The 20,338-nt window shown below is 69.4% G+C and carries 15 protein-coding genes; 5 read left to right on the top strand and 10 right to left on the bottom strand.

What is annotated here, in order from left to right; translation table 11 throughout:
* Positions 1-12: 12 nt before the first annotated feature.
* The 3 genes from ACWD3E_RS21390 to arc all read right to left on the bottom strand — a co-directional run bounded on the left by ACWD3E_RS21390 (position 13) and on the right by arc (position 3,913).
* On the bottom strand, positions 13-231 hold the full coding sequence (locus ACWD3E_RS21390) for a ubiquitin-like protein Pup (RefSeq protein ID WP_030608326.1): 219 nt from the start codon (positions 229-231) through the stop codon (positions 13-15).
* 172 nt (positions 232-403) lie between these two features.
* The gene (gene dop, locus ACWD3E_RS21385; RefSeq protein WP_451389124.1) at positions 404-1,915 is read right to left on the bottom strand and encodes a depupylase/deamidase Dop; all 1,512 of its coding nucleotides are present in this window, start codon (positions 1,913-1,915) and stop codon (positions 404-406) included.
* 231 nt (positions 1,916-2,146) lie between these two features.
* Positions 2,147-3,913, bottom strand: a complete 1,767-nt coding sequence (gene arc / locus ACWD3E_RS21380) for a proteasome ATPase (protein ID WP_451389123.1) — start codon at positions 3,911-3,913, stop codon at positions 2,147-2,149.
* Positions 3,914-4,537: 624 nt separating this feature from the next.
* Here arc and ACWD3E_RS21375 point away from each other — a divergent pair.
* Positions 4,538-4,840: a ferredoxin gene (locus ACWD3E_RS21375; protein WP_451389122.1), complete on the top strand. Its 303-nt coding sequence runs from the start codon at positions 4,538-4,540 to the stop codon at positions 4,838-4,840.
* Between the two features lie 30 nt (positions 4,841-4,870).
* Here ACWD3E_RS21375 and ACWD3E_RS21370 read toward each other — a convergent pair whose 3' ends face one another.
* The 3 genes from ACWD3E_RS21370 to ACWD3E_RS21360 all read right to left on the bottom strand — a co-directional run bounded on the left by ACWD3E_RS21370 (position 4,871) and on the right by ACWD3E_RS21360 (position 8,128).
* The gene (locus ACWD3E_RS21370; protein ID WP_451389121.1) at positions 4,871-5,452 is read right to left on the bottom strand and encodes a hypothetical protein; all 582 of its coding nucleotides are present in this window, start codon (positions 5,450-5,452) and stop codon (positions 4,871-4,873) included.
* A gap of 245 nt (positions 5,453-5,697) precedes the next feature.
* Entirely contained in the window at positions 5,698-6,600 is a 903-nt protein-coding gene (locus tag ACWD3E_RS21365; RefSeq protein WP_451349568.1) for a tRNA (adenine-N1)-methyltransferase, read from the bottom strand.
* 61 nt (positions 6,601-6,661) lie between these two features.
* Complete coding sequence (locus ACWD3E_RS21360) at positions 6,662-8,128, bottom strand: site-2 protease family protein (protein WP_451389120.1); 1,467 nt, start codon at positions 8,126-8,128, stop codon at positions 6,662-6,664.
* A gap of 179 nt (positions 8,129-8,307) precedes the next feature.
* On the opposite strand from ACWD3E_RS21360, the gene ACWD3E_RS21355 reads away from it, so the two are divergent.
* Together ACWD3E_RS21355 and ACWD3E_RS21350 are read left to right on the top strand one after the other, a co-directional pair.
* Complete coding sequence (locus ACWD3E_RS21355; protein WP_451389119.1) at positions 8,308-9,222, top strand: RecB family exonuclease; 915 nt, start codon at positions 8,308-8,310, stop codon at positions 9,220-9,222.
* A gap of 14 nt (positions 9,223-9,236) precedes the next feature.
* Positions 9,237-9,908 (top strand): response regulator, encoded by a 672-nt coding sequence (locus ACWD3E_RS21350; protein ID WP_010045368.1) that lies wholly within the window; start codon positions 9,237-9,239, stop codon positions 9,906-9,908.
* Positions 9,909-9,972: 64 nt separating this feature from the next.
* On the opposite strand, the gene ACWD3E_RS21345 is transcribed toward ACWD3E_RS21350, so the two are convergent.
* The 4 genes from ACWD3E_RS21345 to metH all read right to left on the bottom strand — a co-directional run bounded on the left by ACWD3E_RS21345 (position 9,973) and on the right by metH (position 18,098).
* Positions 9,973-11,553: an ABC transporter substrate-binding protein gene (locus ACWD3E_RS21345; protein WP_451389118.1), complete on the bottom strand. Its 1,581-nt coding sequence runs from the start codon at positions 11,551-11,553 to the stop codon at positions 9,973-9,975.
* A gap of 65 nt (positions 11,554-11,618) precedes the next feature.
* Positions 11,619-13,223, bottom strand: a complete 1,605-nt coding sequence (locus ACWD3E_RS21340) for an ABC transporter substrate-binding protein (RefSeq protein WP_451389117.1) — start codon at positions 13,221-13,223, stop codon at positions 11,619-11,621.
* Between the two features lie 399 nt (positions 13,224-13,622).
* A complete protein-coding gene (locus ACWD3E_RS21335; RefSeq protein ID WP_451389116.1) occupies positions 13,623-14,363 on the bottom strand; it encodes an HAD family hydrolase in 741 nt (246 codons plus the stop codon).
* Between the two features lie 216 nt (positions 14,364-14,579).
* Positions 14,580-18,098 (bottom strand): methionine synthase, encoded by a 3,519-nt coding sequence (gene metH, locus ACWD3E_RS21330; RefSeq protein WP_451389115.1) that lies wholly within the window; start codon positions 18,096-18,098, stop codon positions 14,580-14,582.
* Between the two features lie 294 nt (positions 18,099-18,392).
* Between metH and ACWD3E_RS21325 the strand changes: the two genes are divergently transcribed.
* Together ACWD3E_RS21325 and ACWD3E_RS21320 are read left to right on the top strand one after the other, a co-directional pair.
* Positions 18,393-19,157, top strand: coding sequence for an IclR family transcriptional regulator (locus tag ACWD3E_RS21325; protein ID WP_451389114.1), 765 nt, complete (start codon positions 18,393-18,395; stop codon positions 19,155-19,157).
* Between the two features lie 365 nt (positions 19,158-19,522).
* Positions 19,523-20,317, top strand: coding sequence for an MIP/aquaporin family protein (locus ACWD3E_RS21320; protein WP_451389113.1), 795 nt, complete (start codon positions 19,523-19,525; stop codon positions 20,315-20,317).
* Positions 20,318-20,338: the final 21 nt, after the last annotated feature.

Below are 20,338 nucleotides of genomic sequence, written 5' to 3'. Positions count from 1 at the left end.
TCAATTCGAAGGCTACTGGCCGCCTTTTTGAACGAAACTTCGAACGAAGTCCTCTGCGTTCTCCTCGAGCACATCATCGATTTCGTCCAGCACCGAGTCCACATCATCGCTCAGCTTCTCGTGCCGCTCCTTGAGGTCCTCGGAAGCCTGCGCGTCCTGCGCCTGCTCCTCGACCTCTTCGGTGGAACGTGTGGCCTTCTGCTGGCCGCCGCCGGTGTCCTTGGTCGCCATAACCCTCACCCCGCTCAGTTCGCCTGCCGATCGGTGATGATCAGACCCTACAAGCCGGGTCCGACATCGGCCCCGCAGTTTCTCCAACGTACGGGGGCCACCTCGATGATTCCCGGGCGGTGGGATTTCCACCCTGTCCGCCCGGGGTGGTACGCGTGCCCACTGAGCGCGCTCAGCCGCCGGACAGGACCCTGACCAGGTCTTCCGCGGTGCGGCAGCGGTCCAGCAGCTCCTTGACGTGATTTCGCGTTCCGCGTAGTGGTTCGAGGGTTGGAACGCGCTGGAGGGAGTCCCGGCCGGGGAGATCGAAGATCACCGAATCCCACGATGCCGCCGCCACGTCGTCCGCGTACTGCTCCAGGCAGCGTCCCCGGAAGTACGCGCGTGTGTCCTCCGGCGGCTTCGTGCGGGCCCTGTCGACCTCGGTCTCGTCCAGCAGCCGCTTCATACGTCCACGGGCCGCCAGGCGGTTGTAGAGGCCCTTCTCGGCACGTACGTCGGCGTACTGGAGGTCGACGAGGTGCAGCCGGGCCGCGTCCCAGTCGAGGCCGTCGCGGCGGCGGTAGCCCTCCATGAGTTCGCGCTTGGCGACCCAGTCCAGTTCGCCGGCGAGGCTCATCGGGTTGTTCTCGAGCCGGTTCAGAGTGTCTTCCCAGCGGGCGAGGACATCCTTGGTCTGTTCGTCGGCGTCGGCCCCGAAGCGTTCCTCGACGTACTTGCGGGACAGTTCGAAGTACTCCATCTGGAGTTGTACGGCGGTGAGCGTCCGGCCGCTGCGGAGGGTGATGAGGCGCTTCAGGGTCGGGTCGTGGGAGACCTGGTGGAGGGTGCGTACGGGCTGGTCCACGGCGAGGTCCACCGCGATGAAGCCGTCCTCGATCATGGAGAGGACGAGGGCCGTCGTGCCCAGCTTGAGGTACGTCGAGATCTCGGAGAGGTTCGCGTCCCCGATGATCACGTGCAGGCGGCGGTACTTCTCGGCGTCGGCGTGGGGCTCGTCCCGGGTGTTGATGATGGGCCGCTTCAGTGTCGTCTCCAGGCCGACCTCGACTTCGAAGTAGTCGGCGCGCTGGCTGAGCTGGAAGCCGTGTTCGTGTCCGTCCTGGCCGATGCCGACGCGGCCGGCTCCGGCGAAGACCTGGCGGGAGACGAAGAAGGGGGTGAGGTGGCGCACGATGTCGGAGAAGGGGGTTTCCCGCTTCATCAGGTAGTTCTCGTGCGTGCCGTAGGAGGCGCCCTTGTTGTCGGTGTTGTTCTTGTAGAGGTGGATGGGCTGGGCGCCGGGGAGCTGGGCGGCCCGTTCCGCGGCCTCGGCCATGATCCGCTCGCCGGCCTTGTCCCAGAGGACGGCGTCGCGGGGGTTGGTGACCTCCGGGGCGCTGTATTCGGGGTGGGCGTGGTCGACGTAGAGGCGTGCTCCGTTGGTGAGGATCACGTTGGCGAGGCCGATGTCCTCGTCGGTGAGCTGGCTGGCGTCGGCGGCCTCGCGGGCGAGGTCGAAGCCTCGCGCGTCCCGCAGCGGGTTCTCCTCCTCGAAGTCCCAGCGGGCCCGGCGGGCCCGGTGCATCGCCGCCGCGTAGGCGTTGACGATCTGGGACGAGGTGAGCATGGCATTGGCGTTGGGGTGGCCGGGGACGGAGATGCCGTACTCCGTCTCGATGCCCATTACTCGCCGTACGGTCATGCGGCCCTCCTTGCCCGGCGGCGCCCTCGGTCGTGGGTGCCGCTGACGTACCGCTGGCGCTCCGGTGCGTGTGCGGTGCCCGTCCCCGCACTGCGCGTTTCGGCGGTAGGAAAGAGCCTAGAGCGCCTTTGCGCTGGTGGGGAGATCATTTGCGTCATTGACTGCTCCGGTCGTGGGCGGAAAAGCAGCGGCTGCGGGTACCCGGTGTGGGCACCCGCAGCCGCCCCGCCGTTACAGGTACTGACCGGTATTCGCCACCGTGTCGATGGAGCGTCCGGTGTCGGCGCCCTGCTTTCCGGTGATCAGGGTGCGGATGTAGACGATCCGTTCGCCCTTCTTTCCGGAGATGCGGGCCCAGTCGTCCGGGTTGGTGGTGTTGGGGAGGTCCTCGTTCTCCTTGAACTCGTCCACGCAGGCCTGGAGGAGGTGGGAGACGCGGAGGCCCTTCTGGTTCTTCTCCAGGAAGTCCTTGATCGCCATTTTCTTGGCGCGGCCCACGATGTTTTCGATCATGGCGCCGGAGTTGAAGTCCTTGAAGTAGAGGACTTCCTTGTCGCCGTTGGCGTAGGTGACTTCCAGGAAGCGGTTCTCCTCGGTTTCGGCGTACATGTGCTCGACCGCCGTCTGGATCATGCTCTGGACGGTGGTGGCCTTGTCGCCGCCGTGTTCACCGAGGTCGTCCGTGTGGAGCGGGAGGCGCTCGGTGAGGTACTTGCCGAAGATGTCCTTGGCTGCTTCGGCGTCGGGCCGCTCGATCTTGATCTTCACGTCGAGGCGGCCGGGGCGCAGGATGGCGGGGTCGATCATGTCCTCGCGGTTGGAGGCACCGATGACGACCACGTTCTCCAGGCCTTCCACGCCGTCGATCTCGGCGAGCAGCTGGGGGACGATGGTGTTCTCCACGTCCGAGCTGACGCCGGAGCCGCGGGTGCGGAAGAGGGATTCCATCTCGTCGAAGAAGACGATGACGGGTGTGCCCTCGCTGGCCTTCTCGCGTGCACGCTGGAAGACGAGACGGATCTGCCGCTCGGTCTCGCCGACGTACTTGTTGAGCAGCTCGGGGCCCTTGATGTTGAGGAAGAAGCTCTTGCCGGCGGCCTGGCCGGTGACTTCGGCGACCTTCTTGGCCAGCGAGTTGGCGACGGCCTTGGCGATGAGCGTCTTGCCGCAGCCGGGGGGTCCGTAGAGGAGGACTCCCTTGGGCGGGCGCAGCTCGTGTTCCTTGAAGAGGTCGGGGTAGAGGTAGGGCAGTTCGACGGCGTCGCGGATGGCCTCGATCTGGTTGCCGAGGCCGCCGATGGCCTCGTAGCCGATGTCGGGGACTTCCTCGAGGACGAGTTCTTCGACCTCGCTCTTGGGCACGACCTCGTAGACGTAGCCGGAGCGGGGTTCGAGCAGGAGGGCGTCGCCGGCGCGGATGGTGACGTCCAGCAGCGGCTCGGCGAGCCGTACCACCCGTTCCTCGTCGGTGTGCCCGAGCACCAGGGCGCGTTCGCCGTCCTCGAGGATCTCCTTGAGGGTGACGATGTCCCCGACGCGCTCGTACTCCATGGCTTCGACCACGTTGAGGGCTTCGTTGAGCATGACCTCCTGGCCGCGCCTGAGGTCGTCGAGGTCGACGCTCGGGCTGACGTTCACCCGGAGTTTGCGGCCTCCGGTGAAGATGTCGGCGGTGCCGTCCTCGTTGGCCTGCAGGAAGACTCCGAAGCCGGCCGGCGGCTGGGCGAGGCGGTCGACCTCTTCCTTGAGGGCCACGATCTGGTCGCGGGCCTCGCGGAGCGTGTTGGCCAGTCGTTCGTTCTGGGCGGAGACGCCGGCCAGGTTGGTCTGCAGCTCGACGATCCGCTCTTCGAGAATCCTCGTGTGTCGCGGAGAGTCGGCGAGCTTGCGTCGCAGGACGGCGATCTCCTGCTCAAGGTAGGCGATCTGCCCGGCCGGGTCTTCGGACCCTCGTCCCGGGCGGATGCCGCGGTTCATGTCGTCGTCGTGGGCTGCCACGGTCCTCACCTCCTCCAAGGGGAGCTGGACGCTTCCAGACCCTACCTGGGTGGGTGTCGATTGAAACCCCTAGATCACATGGACTGTCAAGGTGTGTCGTCGGTCACCCGGTGCGCTCCCTCTCGCACGGAGGGGATACCCACTCAACGTGATTCGGAAGCGGGTTGTTCCATGTCGGGGGAGGTCAAATCCCTTCCGGACTGGCCGGAGTTGTCCGTTGCGGGCCGGTGCGCCCGTGCCGGGGCAGCCCGGTGGGCGCTCGCGCGATCATCACGCAGAGCGACGGTTCGGGCGGTCGATGTGACGGCGGGTGCGGCGTGAAGTGGCCGTCCCGGTGTCCGGCGTCCCCTCCTGGTCGGGCGTCGGCTGCCCTGCCGGGCGGGCGCTGGTGTGCCTTTCCGGTCGGGCGGTCGTACCCGGGCCGGGGTGGGCGGAAACCCGGCGGCTGCCGGTCCGGGTGGCCGGATGCGGTCGATCAGACCAGGAAGGGCAGAGGACAGGGCGGAGAAAGGCGGGGAAGGGCGGGAAGAGCGGCGGAGGTAGGGTCGAGGTGTTCAACAGCCGCTGGTGCGGACCTGGCCGGCCATCGCGCCGGGGCCGTCCGGCGAACCTACGGCAGGAGAGATGACCGTGCAGCAGGAGGCCCTGGGCGGCGAGGCGCTGGAGGTCTGGATCGACCAGGACCTGTGTACCGGCGACGGGATCTGCGTCCAGTACGCGCCCGAGGTGTTCGAGCTGGACATCGACGGGCTGGCGTATGTGAAGGGCGCGGACGACGAGCTGCTGCAGTCCGTGGGGGCGACGACGCCGGTGCCGCTGCCGCTGCTGACGGATGTGGTGGACTCGGCGAAGGAGTGTCCCGGCGAGTGTATTCACGTGCGCCGGGTCGCGGACAGGGTCGAGGTGTACGGACCCGACGCGGAGTGAGCTCCGGCCGGGTCCGTCCGGATCCGGTGGTCAGACGCTGTGGGCCGCGGCGGGTGTGGAGCGGATGAAGGCGCTGCCGTTCCACTTCCATGCCGTCGCGGTCTTCACGTCGGGGCAGCAACTGGGCACGTCGTCCGAGGAGTAGCCGAGCAGGGTGGCCGAGACCGTGCGCTCGCGCAGGACGAAGTCGGTGACGGTGAGCCGCTCCTTGGGGTCGACGAGGGTGGCGACGACGCGGGCCTTGCCGTTGTCGGTGCCCCGGGTGAGGACGTAGACGCCGTCGGGCGGGGTGCCCATGGGGGCGTTGCAGTGCACGACGGCGACGGTTTCCGGTCGGCCGTCCCCGTCGAGGTCTCCGGTGGCCTTCTTCACGACGATCGCCTTGACCGGTCCGCAGTTCAGCGGGAAGGCGACGCCCGTGGTGCTGGGCGCGGCGACGGCCGCGGGGGCGGATCTGGTCTCCGTCCCTGGGGTGGGCTGGGCGGCGGTGGCCGAGCCGGGCTGTACGAGGGCGGAGAGGGCGACCACGCCTGCGACGGCTGTGGCGGTGGCGACCCAGTGGATGGGCCGGGTGTGGGCGTGAGCTAGCTCCGGAACGGCGGATGGCTGCACTAGGAGTGTCTCCTGTGAGGGCTGTGCCGGTGGGGTGGCCAGCATGGTGCCACACGTCACAGTGCGGGGGAACGGCGGGGTCGGGGATTGCCGCAGGCGGGCAGCCCGCGCGGGGTGAGCCGCGGGGGGCGAGGGGGCCTTGGGGGCCCTGGTGCCCTGTCAACGCAAGGGCGCCGTGGCCGAGTTCCCGGTTCGGTTCGGGAACTTCGGCACGGCGCCCTTGCGTTGTGCTGGTGCGGGACCGGTCAGCGGCCGGCGCCGCCGTCGGCGTTGGGTCCGGCGTAGTCCTCGCCGTAGGCGCCCTTGGCGGGGCGGCGGCGGCGCATGGGCGGCTCGACACCGTCTGCGAGGCGACGGGCGGTGAGCAGGAAGCCGGTGTGGCCGATCATCCGGTGGTCCGGGCGGACGGCCAGGCCCTCGATGTGCCAGTTGCGGATCATGGTCTCCCAGGCGGTCGGCTCGTTGAAGCAGCCGATCTCCCGTATGGACTCGACGGTCCGGGCGAGCTGGGTGGTGGTGGCCACGTAGCAGCACAGGATGCCGCCGGGAACGAGCGCCTTGGAGACGGCGTCCAGGCACTCCCAGGGGGCGAGCATGTCGAGGATGACGCGGTCGACGTCGGTGTCGGACAGGTTGTCCTGGAGGTCGCCGACGGTGAGCTGCCAGGCGGGGTGCGGGCCGCCGAAGTAGCGCTCGACGTTCTGCTGGGCGATCTCGGCGAAGTCCTCGCGGCGCTCGTAGGAGTGCAGCATGCCCTGGTCGCCGATGGCGCGCAGCAGGAAGCTGCTGAGCGAGCCGGAGCCGACGCCCGCCTCGACTACGCGGGCGCCGGGGAAGATGTCGGCGAAGGCGAGGATCTGCCCCGCGTCCTTCGGGTAGACGACGGCTGCCCCGCGGGGCATGGACAGGACGTAGTCGGGGAGCAGGGGGCGCAGCGCGAGGTAGGCCACGTTGCCGGTGGTGCGGACAACGCTGCCCTCGGGAGCGCCGATCAGTTCGTCGTGCGGGAAGGAACCCTTGTGGGTGTGGAAGTTCTTCCCGGCTTCGAGCGTGAACGTGTAGTGGCGGCCCTTGGGGTCGGTCAGCTGTACCTGGTCCCCGACCTTGAAGGGCCCGCGCCTGCGGGCGGCACCGGTCGGTTCGGACATGTGACCAGCCTACCGGCACCGGAGGGGGCCGCCGACCACAGCTGAGCGGGTGCGGGCGGGGTCAGCTGGGGCGGGCCATCGCCTTGACGAAGGCCCGCTCCACGTCCGCCGCCGACAGCACGCCGTAGATCTCGCCCGTCTCCTCGACGACCAGGTACTCGGTGGCCGGGGTGGCGCGCAGGGCGTCGAGGAGGTCCTCTCCGGCCAGTTCGGCGGAGACACGCATGCCGTCGGTGAGGTCCTGGGCGAGGCCGCCGACGGCGACCCAGGGGCGCCGGTGTTCGGGTACGCCGACGATGGCGGCCTCGCGGACGAGGGAGAGGGGGTTGCCGTCGGCGTCGACGACGACGAGGGCGCGGGCGCCGGCGGCGTTGGCGCGGCGCAGGGCTTCGGAGAGGGGGGTGTCGGTCTGGACGGGTACGGCACGCCGGGTGAGGGTGCGGGCGCGCAGTTCGGGGAGGTGTTCGCGCAGCCGGGCCATGCGCAGGCTGTTGCCGGCGCCGGTCCAGATGATCGCGGCGAGGATGGCGGCGAGCAGGGCGTCGGTGACGGTGTCCATGCCGCCGCTGGTCTCGCTGCCGCCGCCTAGGGAGCCGGACTGGTTGAGCAGGGGCAGGCCGATGAGGACGGAGATGGCGAGGGCGCGGCCGACCCAGGCGGCGGCGACGGTGCCGCTCATGGGCCTGCCGGTGATCTTCCAGACGACGGCGCGGAGCATCCGGCCGCCGTCGAGGGGCAGTCCGGGCAGCAGGTTGAAGATCGCCACGATGAGGTTGGAGACCATGAGGCCGGCCAGCAGGACGCCGGGTACGGTGCCGGGCTCGACGGGCTGCATCGCGAGGTAGAACAGTCCGGCGAGGACGAGGGAGAGCAGGGGTCCGACGAAGGCCAGGACGAATTCGCGGCCGGGGGTCTCGGCTTCCTTCTCGATCTCGGAGACTCCGCCGAAGAACTGGAGCTGGATGCGGCGGACCGGGAGCTTGAAGCGGATCGCGGCGACCGTGTGGGCGAGTTCGTGGACGAGGACGGAGGCGTAGAAGGCGACCGCGAAGAAGAGGGAGACGAGGTAGCGGGCGGCGCCGAGCTCGGGCAGGATGCGGTCGAGCTGGCCGCCGAAGACCCAGGTGATCAGGGCGGCGACGAGGAACCAGCTCGGGGCGACGTAGACGGGGACGCCGAAGGGGCGGCCCATGAGGATGCCGCCGCCGGGTTCCTTGGGGCGCGGCTGCGGCGGTTCGCCCTTGGCGATGCCGGAGTGGGCGAGGGTGCGGTGGTGCTCGGTGGGCTCGGCCCCGCCGGTCCCGGTGTCGGCGCCGGCTTCGGCATCGGCGCCGGTCTCGGTGTGGGTGTCGTTCGTGCCGTCCGCGTCGGCCTGCGGGTGGTCGGGGGCCTCGTCGCGCTCCGGCCCGGGGTGGTCGGTGGATCCGGGGTCGGGGGATCCGGTCGTCGGGGCCGCAGGACCTGCGGTGTGCTCGTCCGGCTCGTTCTTGCCGGGCCGCGGCTGTCCGCTCCCGCCGCTCACGTCCACGGTGTCCCCTCGTTCGAAGCGTCCTCCGCGCCTGCCGGGGCGGAAGGGTCTCGGGTCGATGGTATGCGGCCGTGGCGGCACGTTCCGCCCCGGCACCCCTTGTGTTCGGCGCGTGGTCACACGGCCTCCACGGCCCGTGGTTGGGTCACTGTCAGTGGTGGGCCGTATGGTCTGTGGTCATGGAGAGCAGCATCGAGGACGGCGGGGCCGACAGCGGCACGGCCGGCGGCACGCAGCGCGTGCCGATCGCGCCCACGTCGCTGTCGCCGTCGCGCGCCAGTGACTTCATGCAGTGCCCGTTGCTGTACCGGTTCCGGGTGATCGACCGGCTGCCGGAGAAGCCGAGCGAGGCGGCGACGCGCGGCACGCTGGTGCATGCGGTGCTGGAGCGGCTGTTCGACGCGCCGGCCGGGGAGCGCACGGCACCGCGGGCCAAGGCGCTGATCCCGGGGCAGTGGGACCGGCTCAGGGAGAACAAGCCGGAGCTCGCGGAGCTGTTCGCCGACGATCCGGAGGGCGAGCGCCTGGCACGGTGGCTCGGTGAGGCCGAGCGGCTGGTGGAGCGCTGGTTCACGCTGGAGGATCCGACGCGTCTGGAGCCGGCCGAGCGTGAACTGTTCGTGGAGGCCGAGCTGGCCTCGGGGCTGCGGCTGCGCGGCATCATCGACCGGGTCGACGTGGCGCCCACCGGTGAGGTGCGGATCGTCGACTACAAGACGGGGAAGGCTCCGCGCCCGGAGTACGCGGAGGGCGCGCTGTTCCAGATGAAGTTCTACGCCCTGGTGGTGTGGCGGCTGAAGCGGGTGATCCCGCGCCGGCTCCAGCTGGTGTATCTGGGCAGCGGGGACGTGCTGACGTACGACCCGGTCCTCGCGGACCTGGAGCGGGTGGAACGCAAGCTGCTCGCGCTGTGGGAGGCGATCCGGCAGGCGACGGAGAGCGGTCAGTGGCGGCCCCGGCCGACGAAGCTGTGCGGCTGGTGCGACCACCAGGCGCACTGCCCGGAGTTCGGCGGTACTCCCCCGCCGTACCCCTTGGCGGTGAGGGCGGCCGAGTCGGGTGAGCTGGCGCAGGGCAGAATGGGGCCGGACTAGCGAAGGAGTGTCACGTGGCCATCCGCGTCCTACTGGTCGACGACCAGCCGCTGCTGCGTACCGGGTTCCGGATGATCCTGGAGGCCGAGCAGGATCTCGCGGTCGTGGGCGAGGCCGGTGACGGCCTGCAGGCTCTCGACCAGGTACGGGCCCTGCAGCCGGATGTCGTGCTGATGGACATCCGTATGCCCCGGATGGACGGGGTGGAGGCCACCCGGCAGATCACCGGGCCCGGCCGGGACGGTCCGGCGAAGGTGCTGGTGCTGACCACGTTCGACCTTGACGAGTACGTGGTGGAGGCGCTGCGCGCGGGGGCGAGCGGCTTCCTGCTGAAGGACGCGCCCGCCAACGAGCTGGTGCAGGCGATCCGGGTCGTGGCGGCGGGCGAGGCGATGCTGGCGCCGAGCATCACGCGCCGGCTGCTGGACAAGTACGCGACGCATCTGCCCTCGGGCGAGGAGCCGGTGCCGGACACCCTGCACACGCTCACCGACCGCGAGGTGGAGGTGCTGAAGCTGGTGGCGCGCGGCCTGTCGAACGCGGAGATCGCGGCGGACCTGTTCGTCAGCGAGACCACCGTCAAGACGCACGTGGGGCATGTGCTGACGAAGCTGGGCCTCAGGGACCGGGTGCAGGCCGCGGTGTACGCGTACGAGAGCGGGCTGGTGCGTCCCGGCGCCCAGTAGAGACGGCACGGACGCGCGAGGGCGCCCCTCCCAGGTGGGAAGGGCGCCCTCGGCGCATGCGGCGTCAGCCCTTGCTGAGTTCCCAGAACCGGAACACCGTCGAGGCGTCCAGGCAGTACTCCAGGCCGTAGACGCCGTCGCGGACGACCGCGTACTGCTTGGCCTGCCAGACCGGCAGGACGGGCAGTTCGTCGGCGACGATGTCCTGAAGCCGGCTGAAGTCCTTGTCGGTCGCGCCGCGGTCGCTCTGTGCGGCCGTGTGCGGGATGAGGGCGCCGGTGATGGTGCGGTTGTCGTAGTTGTTGTCCAGCACGTTGCCCTTGCCGAAGAAGGGCGCGGTGAAGTTGTCGGCGTCCGGGTAGTCGGGCACCCAGCCCTTCACGTAGACGCCGTACTTGCCGGCGGCGATGTCCTTCTCGTACTGGTCGAAGGAGACGGACTTGACGTCGGCCTCGAACAGCCCGCTGGCGTTGAGCTGGCCGGCGATGGCCTTCAGCTCCTCGTCGGTGGCGGGGCCGTAGCGGGAGGGCGTGGACCACAGGGTGAGCTTCACCTTGCCGGTGATGCCGTCGGCCCGCAGCGCGGTGGCGGCCTTGTCCCGGGAGGGGCGGGCGCCGTAGGTGTCGAAGAAGGCCGTGTTGTGGCCGGCGATGCCCGCCGGGATGATCGAGTACAGCGGGGTGGCGGTGCCCTGGTAGACGTTCTTGATCAGGGCGTCGCGGTCGATGAGGTAGGCCATGGCCTTGCGCACGCCGAGCTTGCCGACGACCGGGTCCTTCATGTTGAAGACCAGGTGCTGGACCTCGGCGCTGCTGCCCTCGATGACCTCGGCGCCCTTGCTGCCGTCCTGGTTCTCGATGTCGGCGACGTCGGAGGCGGTCAGGCCTCGGTAGGCGATGTCGATGTCGCCGTCGAGGAGGGCCTTCTTCAGGCCGCTGCGGTCGCCGTGGAAGAACTTCATGGTGACGCCGGAGTTCTTGGTGTCGGCGGTGCCCTTGTAGTTGCCGTTGACGGAGAAGACGGCCTTGTCCTTGTCGAAGGAGTCCAGCTTGTAGGGGCCGGAGCCGACCGCCTTGCCGTCGCTGCGCAGCCCGTTCGCGTCGTACTGCTGGTGGTCGACGATGGAGCCGGCACCGGAGGCGATCTTGCTGGGGAAGGTGGCGTCGGGGGCCTTCATCTTGAAGACGACGGTCTTCGCGTCCGGCGTCTCGACCTTGTCGAGCAGCGGGAACATGATGGCGGGGCCCGCGGAGTCGTTGATCTTCAGCATGCGGTCGAAGGAGAACTTCACGTCCTCGGAGGTGAGGTCGTCACCGTTGCTGAACTTCAGGTCGTCCTTGAGCACGCACTTGTAGACCGTGGCCTGGGAGTCGGTGAAGGCACAGTCCTTCGCCGCCTCGGGCTGGGGTTGCGTGGCCCCCTTGGGGAAGCTGAGCAGGGACTGGAAGACGTTGTTGAACAACAGCCAGGAGCCGGGGTCGTAGCCGGACGCCGGGTCCGTGGCGAGGACGTCGTCGGACATCCCCATCACCACGGTGGAGCCGGTACCCCCGGAGCCACCGGTCTCCGAGCCGCAGCCGGTCAACAGGCCGGAGGCCAGCCCTGCCACGATGGGCAGGACCGGCCACTGGTTGCGCATGTTCACTGCATGTGCCTTGTCGTCGGTTCGTCAGGTCCGGGGCCGCCGTCCTGGCCCCGAGGAGAGAGCCGTCAGCCGCTCACACCGCGGCCGAGCCCCCACAGCTGAAGCGTCGAGGAGGAGTTGAGCGCGTAGGCGACGCCCGTCACATCGCCCCGTGCGGCGACGTACTGCTTGCCCTGCCACAGGGGCAGCACGGGGACGTCCTCGGCGACGTTGTCCTGAATCTGGGTCAGGCTCCTGGTGGCGCTGAGCCGGTCGGCGTCGCGACGGGACTCCGGGATCAGCGTCCGCTGGATCGTGGTGTTGGAGTACGGCGAGCCGAGGAAGTTGTCCTTGTCGAGGAAGGGCGCCAGGAAGTTGTCGGCGTCCGGGAAGTCGGGGAACCAGCCCATGCCGTAGACGTCGTACTGGCCCTTCCGCTCGGCGGGCCGGAAGGTCTCCCAGGGGTGGCCCTGGATGCTCGCGTCGAACAGACCGCTGTCGTTGAGCTGCTTCTGCAGGACCTCGAACTCCTGCTTGGTGGCCGAGCCGTAGTGGTCGGTGGTGTAGTGCAGGGTCAGCTTCACCGGGGTGGTGATGCCGGCCCGGGTCAGCAGGTCCTTGGCCTTGGCGGCGCTGGGGTTGCCGTACTTGTTGAAGAACGAGTTGGAGTGGCCGGTGACCGTGGCGGGGACCAGCGAGTACAGGGGCTCGGCCTGGGTGCCGTAGACCTTGGAGACGAGTTCGCCGCGGTTGATGAGCTGGGCCATGGCCTGGCGGACGGCCTTGGTCTTGACCGTGGGCGCGTTGGTGTTGAAGGCCAGGTAGCGGATTTCCAGGCCGGGCATCTCGACCAGGTCGACCTTGTCGTCGGTGCCCGCGTCCAGCTTCTGGATCTGCGCCGGGGACATGGTGCGGGTCATGACGTCGATGTCGCCCTTGTCGATGGCGTCGCTCATGGCGTCCGCGTCGGCGTAGGAGCGGATCACGACCTTGTCGTTGTTGACCTTCACGGCGCCCTTGTAGTCCGGGTTCCTGGTGAAGGTGGCGCTGACCATCGCGTTGTCCTTGACGTCGGCCTCGAAGGTGTAGGGGCCGGAGCCGTCGGCCTCGAAGCCGTCGCGCAGCTTGTCCTGGGCGTAGTCCTTGGGGTCGACGATGCCGGCGACCGGGGTGGACAGCTTGTACGGGAAGGTGGCGTCGGCCGTCTTCAGGTGGAAGATGACCTCGCGGTCGCCCTGGGTCTCGATCGTGTCGATGGTGTTCAGCAGGGCGGAGACGCCACTGTCGGCCTTGAGGTGCAGGGCACGCTCGATGGAGTACTTGACCGTGTCGGCGGTGACCTTGTCGCCGTTGGCGAACTTCAGGCCGTCGCGCAGCTTGCAGGCGTAACGCTCGCTGCCGCTGTCGGTGAAGGCGCAGCTCTCGGCGGCGTCCGGCACGGGTTCGCCCTCGCCCTTGGGCTGGGCCATCAGGGTCTGCACCGTCTGGCGCAGGACGTTCCAGGTGCCGACGTCGTAGGCGTAGGCGGGGTCGAGGGGTGCAGGGGCGTCGTGGGTGACGGTGAACCGGTCCGTGGTACCTACGACGATGGCGTCGCCGCTCTTGCTCCCGCTGCCGGATCCGCCGCACGCGGCGAGAACCGGCGTGAGCAGGCCGGCCATCGCCGGCAGCACCAAAGTCTTGCGGTTCATGCGGGAGTTTCTCCAGAGCTGTTCGGGTCCGTGTACCCGGCATGCAGGGGTGGTGCGGCGGATCACGGGGGTTGCTGCGATGTTCTCGCGATGAGATTAGTCCGCGCCCGCACGGCGGTTCACAGTCGTGTGAGTCGAGCCCCCATCACGCAGTGAAACCGGGTGTGGACAGACCGAATACCCGACAGCGGCAGGATTCGTGCAGCTTTCCACCAATCGGGACACAAGGGCACGCCCCTTCCCCTGGAGCGGGGCCGGGCAGCACACTTGGGCAACGTTGTCGAGGCTGTCCGGAGTGGGGAACGTCACACCTTTCAACTGGCCCGGCGGCTACCGGAATTCGGCCGGTCGCCCGGCTTGGGAATTCCCGTGGGTGTACTTCTCCGGAATTCTGTCCAGCTAGCGCATTTCCGTCATCAGGCCGCGCAGAAATGGCAGGTCGACCTCTTCGAGTGAGGTGACGACGGTGCGCCGCTCGGCCGGGGCGATGGGGGCGACGGACGGTACGGCGACCACGCGGCAGCCCGCGGCCTCGGCGGCGGTGACGCCGGTGAGGGTGTCCTCGACGACGGCGCAGCGGACCGGGTTCACGCCGAGTCCGGCGGCGGCGAGCAGATAGGGGTCCGGGTAGGGCTTGGTGCGCGAGACCTCGTCGCCGGCGATGGACAGGTCGAAGTGGTGCGGGCCCAGCACGGTGAGCACGCGGTCGATGATGCGCCGGTGGGAGGCGGAGACCAGTGCGGTCGGGACGGCGTGCTCGCGGAGTTCGGCGAGCAGCCGGGCGGCGCCCGGCATCAGCGGCAGGGCGCGGCCGATACGGTCCTCGAAGCCCTCGTTGAGCAGCACGGTGAGGTCGTCGAGCGTGATGTCGGCGCCGGTGGCCTCGATGAGGAAGCCTGCGCTGCGGGTCATCGGGCCGCCGACCACGACATGCCGCCAGGAGTCGTCCAGGGGGTGGCCGAGGGCGGCGAACACCTCGACCTCGACGTCCCACCAGAAGCCCTCGGTGTCCACCAGGGTGCCGTCCATGTCGAGGAGAACCGCTTCCAGGGTGGAGTCCTCGGCGGTACGGGGCTCGGCTGCCCGAGCGGTGCCGACAGACTGGGGAAGGGTTCCTTGCGCGGGGACCGTGCTGGTCATCCGGGCGCACCTCCTTGAGGGACGATCAGGCCGGCTCCCTAGCGGGAACCGGCCTGCGATGGGCCGACCAGTGTACGTCCCAGGACGCCGAAACGCCCTTGTTTATCCCTGGAAGCCCCGGGGTACACCTGAAAACCCCCGCCGCAGGCCAGGAGGGCCTTCGGCGCGCCCTCGACGGCCTGGGCGGAGGGGTGCCGGCGGGGGGTCGCAGGGGTGTCAGCGGGCGTTGAAGTACTTCGCCTCGGGGTGGTGGATCACGATCGCGTCCGTGGACTGCTCGGGGTGCAGCTGGAACTCCTCGGACAGGTGGACGCCGATCCGCTCGGGCTTGAGGAGTTCGGCGATCTTGGCGCGGTCCGCCAGGTCGGGGCAGGCGCCGTAGCCGAGGGAGAAGCGGGCCCCCCGGTACTTGAGGTCGAACATGTCCTCGATGGCGCTCGGGTCCTCCCCGCCGAAGCCCAGCTCGGCGCGGACCCGGGCGTGCCAGTACTCGGCGAGGGCCTCGGCCAACTGGACGGACAGGCCGTGCAGTTCGAGGTAGTCGCGGTAGGAATTGGCCTCGAACAGCTTGGCCGTCTCCTCGCCGATGCGGGAGCCGACGGTGACGACCTGGAGGCCGACGACGTCGGTCTCCCCCGACTCCTCCGGGCGGAAGAAGTCCGCCAGGCACAGCCGGCGGCCCCGCCGCTGGCGCGGGAAGGTGAAGCGGGTGCGTTCGTTGCCGTCCTCGTCCAGGATGATCAGGTCGTCGTCCTTGGACACGCAGGGGAAGTAGCCGTAGACGACGGCCGCCTCCAGCAGGTTGTCGGTCTGGAGCCGGTCGAGCAGGCCGCGCAGCCGCGGCCGGCCCTCGGTCTCGACCAGTTCCTCGTACGTCGGCCCCTCACCGGTGCGGGCCTGCTTGAGGCCCCACTGGCCCTTGAACAGGGCGCCCTCGTCCAGCCAGGAGGCGTACTCCTTGAGCTGGATGCCCTTGATGACGCGGGTGTCCCAGAAGGGCGGGGTGGGGACGGGGTTGTCGGTGGCGACGTCGGAGCGGACGCTGCCCTCCTCCGGGCGCTCCTGGACCTCGACGGCGGGGGTGGCGCGGACCCGGCGCTGCTTGAGCTCGGGCAGCTTGGCGCCGGGCACGCCCCGCTTGACGCCGATGAGGGCGTCCATCAGGCGCAGGCCCTCGAAGGCGTCGCGGGCGTAGCGGACCTCGCCCTCGTAGATCTCGTGCAGGTCCTGCTCGACGTAGGCGCGGGTGAGGGCGGCACCGCCCAGGATGACCGGGAAGCGGGCGGCGAGGCCGCGCTGGTTCAGCTCCTCCAGGTTCTCCTTCATGATCACCGTGGACTTGACCAGCAGGCCGGACATACCGATGACGTCCGCGCGGTGCTCCTCGGCCGCCTCCAGGATCGCCGAGACCGGCTGCTTGATGCCCAGGTTGACGACGTTGTAGCCGTTGTTGGACAGGATGATGTCGACCAGGTTCTTGCCGATGTCGTGCACGTCACCGCGCACCGTGGCCAGCACGATCGTGCCCTTGCCCTCGGCGTCCGACTTCTCCATGTGCGGTTCGAGGTGGGCGACGGCGGCCTTCATGACCTCGGCGGACTGGAGGACGAACGGCAACTGCATCTGGCCGGAGCCGAACAGCTCGCCGACGACCTTCATGCCGTCCAGCAGGGTGTCGTTGACGATGTCGAGGGCGGGCCGGTCCTGGAGGGCCTCGTCCAGGTCGGCCTCCAGGCCGTTGCGCTCGCCGTCGATGATGCGCCGCTTCAGGCGCTCCTCCAGCGGCAGCGCGGCCAGCTCCTCGGCCTTGCCGGCCCTGAGGGACTTCGCGGTGGCGCCCTCGAAGAGCTGCATGAGCTTCTGGAGGGGGTCGTAGCCCTCGGCCCGGCGGTCGTAGATCAGGTCGAGCGCCGTGTGGACCTGCTCCTCCTCGAAGCGGGCGATCGGCAGGATCTTGGAGGCGTGCACGATGGCCGAGTCCAGGCCCGCCTTCACGCACTCGTCCAGGAAGACGGAGTTGAGCAGGATGCGGGCGGCCGGGTTGAGGCCGAAGGAGATGTTCGACAGGCCCAGCGTGGTCTGCACCGCAGGGTGACGCCGCTTCAGCTCGCGGATCGCCTCGATCGTGGCGATGCCGTCCCTGCGGGACTCCTCCTGGCCCGTGCAGATGGTGAAGGTGAGGCAGTCGACGAGGATGTCCTCCTCACGGATGCCCCAGTTCCCGGTCAGGTCGTCGATCAGCCGCTCGGCGATCTCGACCTTCTTCTCCGGGGTGCGGGCCTGGCCCTCCTCGTCGATCGTCAGCGCGATCAGCGCGGCACCGTGCTCACGGGCCAGCGTCGTGACCTTCGCGAAACGGGACTCCGGACCGTCACCGTCCTCGTAGTTCACCGAGTTGATGACCGCACGGCCGCCCAGCTTCTGCAGACCCGCCTCGATGACGTCGACCTCGGTGGAGTCCAGCACGATCGGCAGCGTGGAGGCGGTCGCGAACCGGCCCGCCAGCTCCGCCATGTCGGCGACGCCGTCACGGCCGACGTAGTCCACGCACAGGTCCAGCAGGTGCGCACCCTCGCGGATCTGGTCGCGCGCCATCTCCACACAGTCGTCCCAGCGGGCCTCCAGCATGGCCTCGCGGAACTTCTTGGAGCCGTTGGCGTTGGTCCGCTCGCCGATGGCCAGGTAGGACGTGTCCTGGCGGAACGGCACCGACTGGTAGAGGGAGGCGGCGCCCGGCTCGGGGCGGGGGTCGCGCGCGGGCGGGGTGAGGCCCTGGACGCGCTCGACGACCTGGCGCAGGTGCTCGGGGGTCGTCCCGCAGCAGCCGCCGACGAGCGAGAGGCCGTACTCGCGGACGAAGGTCTCCTGGGCGTCGGCCAGCTCGGGCGCGGTCAGCGGGTAGTGGGCGCCGTCCTTGCCGAGGACCGGCAGGCCCGCATTGGGCATGCAGGACAGCGGGATGCGCGCGGTGCGGGCGAGGTAGCGCAGGTGTTCGCTCATCTCGGCCGGACCGGTGGCGCAGTTCAGGCCGATCATGTCGATGCCGAGCGGCTCCAGGGCGGTGAGGGCCGCGCCGATCTCGGAGCCGAGGAGCATGGTGCCGGTGGTCTCGACGGTCACCGAGACGATCAGCGGCAGGTTCAGGCCGAGGGCGTCGAGGGCGCGGCGGGAGCCGAGGACGGCGGCCTTGGTCTGGAGCAGGTCCTGGGTGGTCTCCACCAGGAGCGCGTCGGCGCCGCCGGCGGCCAGGCCCTCGGCGTTCTGCTGGTAGGCGTCGCGCAGGGTGGTGTAGGGCGCGTGGCCGAGGGTGGGCAGCTTGGTGCCGGGGCCGATGGAGCCGAGGACCCAGCGGTTGCGGCCGTCCTTGGCGGTGAACTCGTCGGCGACCTCGCGGGCCACCCGGGCGCCCGCCTCGGACAGCTCGTACACGCGCTCGGAGATCTCGTACTCGCCGAGCGCGGAGTGGTTCGCCCCGAAGGTGTTGGTCTCGACGCAGTCGACGCCCACGGCGAAGTACGCCTCGTGGACGGAGCGGACGATGTCGGGGCGGGTGAGGTTGAGGATCTCGTTGCAGCCCTCGAGGTGCTGGAAGTCCTCGAGCGTCGGTTCCTGCGCCTGGAGCATCGTGCCCATGGCTCCGTCGGCGACCACCACACGTGTGGCGAGCGCCTCCCGGAGTGCGGACGCACGGGTCCGGCTGTCGGCGGCGGAAGGGGACGGTGGCAACGCGGCCATGAAGGGCTCCCTGGGATGCGACGGCTGTCGGCTATGCGGCTTCCCGGAACATGCCGGGTTGCCGCACGGCGTCAGAGTAACCGGGAGTGGGCTTGGATGGGGACCGGCGTCCACGAGGCGGACGCGTGGCATGCGCGGAGGTGGCCGCTGTGGCACGCCCAGGTCACGTGTGAGGGAACAGGGGTCGGCCGACCTATTAGCGGGAGGTCGCCAAGGAACGATAGTGTTCGACATTGCCGAACGGCGCTGACGAAAACTCCGTCGGCAGTCGAAGGGGACGGAGGCAGGACGGCGATGGCACGGAACATCCAGTCGCTCGAACGGGCGGCGGCGATGCTGCGGTTGCTCGCGGGCGGCGAGCGGCGGCTCGGTCTGTCGGACATCGCCTCGTCGCTGGGCCTCGCCAAGGGCACGGCCCACGGCATCCTGCGCACCCTCCAGCAGGAGGGGTTCGTGGAGCAGGACGACGCCTCCGGGCGCTACCAGCTGGGCGCGGAGCTGCTGCGCCTGGGCACCACCTACCTGGACGTGCACGAGCTGCGGGCGCGGGCCCTGGTGTGGACGGACGACCTGGCCCGGTCCAGCGGGGAGAGCGTGTACCTGGGCGTCCTGCACCAGCAGGGCGTGCTGATCGTGCACCACGTGTTCCGGCCCGACGACAGCCGGCAGGTGCTGGAGATCGGGGCGATGCAGCCGATGCACTCCACGGCGCTGGGCAAGGTGCTGTCGGCGTACGACCCGGTGGCGCACAGCGAGGCCCTGGACAGCGACCGGAAGGCGTTCACGGACCGCACCGTGTGCGACCTGGGCGACTTCGAGCACATCCTCGACATCACGCGCGCGCGTGGGTACGCGTCGGACGTGGAGGAGACCTGGGAGGGCGTGGCGTCCATCGCCGCACCCATCCACGACCGGCGACGCATGCCCGTGGGGGCGGTCGGGATCACGGGCGCGGTGGAGCGGCTGTGCCGGGACGGACAGGTGCGCCCCGAGCTGATCGCGGCGGTGCGCGACTGTGCCCGCGCCGTCTCCAGGGACCTGGGCGCAAGCCGGTTCTGAGCGCCGCCCGCTCGTTTTGCAGGATGACCAAATCCTTTCGGGGTTGACCGGGGCGCCGGGTGGCGTTCCGGCTCTCGCCATACCCTGAAACGTGCCAAAAGGGATATATCGCACGTCCGTGCACGAAGACCGATAAGCCTCGGCGATCAATAACGATCCTGTTTTCGACAACAGAACCCTTGACGCATACGTAACGCCGAAGCAAGACTCCCGTCCATCGGTCGGCATTGTCGAACACCTACCGGCAATACGCGCTAGAGTGTGGCAACGCCAGAGGCCGGATTCGCTCTCACCCCCGAGGGCGCCAGACCCCCGGAGGGACCCGGGGTACGGCTGACCCTGGACGAAGGACAAAGGAGTCGCGGGTGTCCAGCTCCGACATCTTCATCGGCGAGACCATCGGTACCGCCATACTCATCCTGCTCGGCGGCGGCGTCTGTGCCGCCGTCACGCTGAAGGCCTCCAAGGCCCGTAACGCCGGTTGGCTCGCCATCACCTTCGGGTGGGGTTTCGCCGTTCTGACGGCCGTTTACACCTCGGCGCCGCTCTCCGGCGCCCATCTGAACCCGGCCGTGACGCTCGCGCTCGCGATCAAGGACAAGGACTTCAGCAACCTGCCCACCTACTGGGGTGGTCAGCTGCTCGGCGCCATGATCGGCGCGACCCTGGTCTGGATCGCCTACTACGGCCAGTTCCACGCCCACCTCACCGACAAGGAGATCGTCGGCGGTCCGGGCGCGCAGGCCACGGCGGCCAAGGCCGTCGAGGCCGCGGAGAAGGGCGCAGGCCCGGTCCTCGGTGTCTTCTCCACCGGTCCGGAGATCCGGAACGTGGTGCAGAACCTCGCCACGGAGATCATCGGCACCATCGTGCTGGTGCTCGCCGTCCTCACGCAGGGCCTGAACAACAACGGCAACGGCCTGGGCACCCTCGGTGCCCTGATCACCTCGCTGGTGGTCGTCGGCATCGGCCTGTCGCTCGGCGGCCCGACCGGCTACGCGATCAACCCGGCCCGTGACCTCGGTCCGCGCATCGTGCACGCCCTGCTGCCCCTGCCCAACAAGGGCGGCTCCGACTGGAGCTACGCCTGGATCCCGGTGGTCGGTCCGCTGATCGGCGCCGCCATCGCCGCAGGCATCTACAACGTCGCCTTCGCTTAAGAAGCCGGTTCACAAGGCCGA

Source organism: Streptomyces sp. NPDC002676, from assembly GCF_053592455.1.
This window is presented reverse-complemented; position numbering and strand designations above follow the sequence as displayed.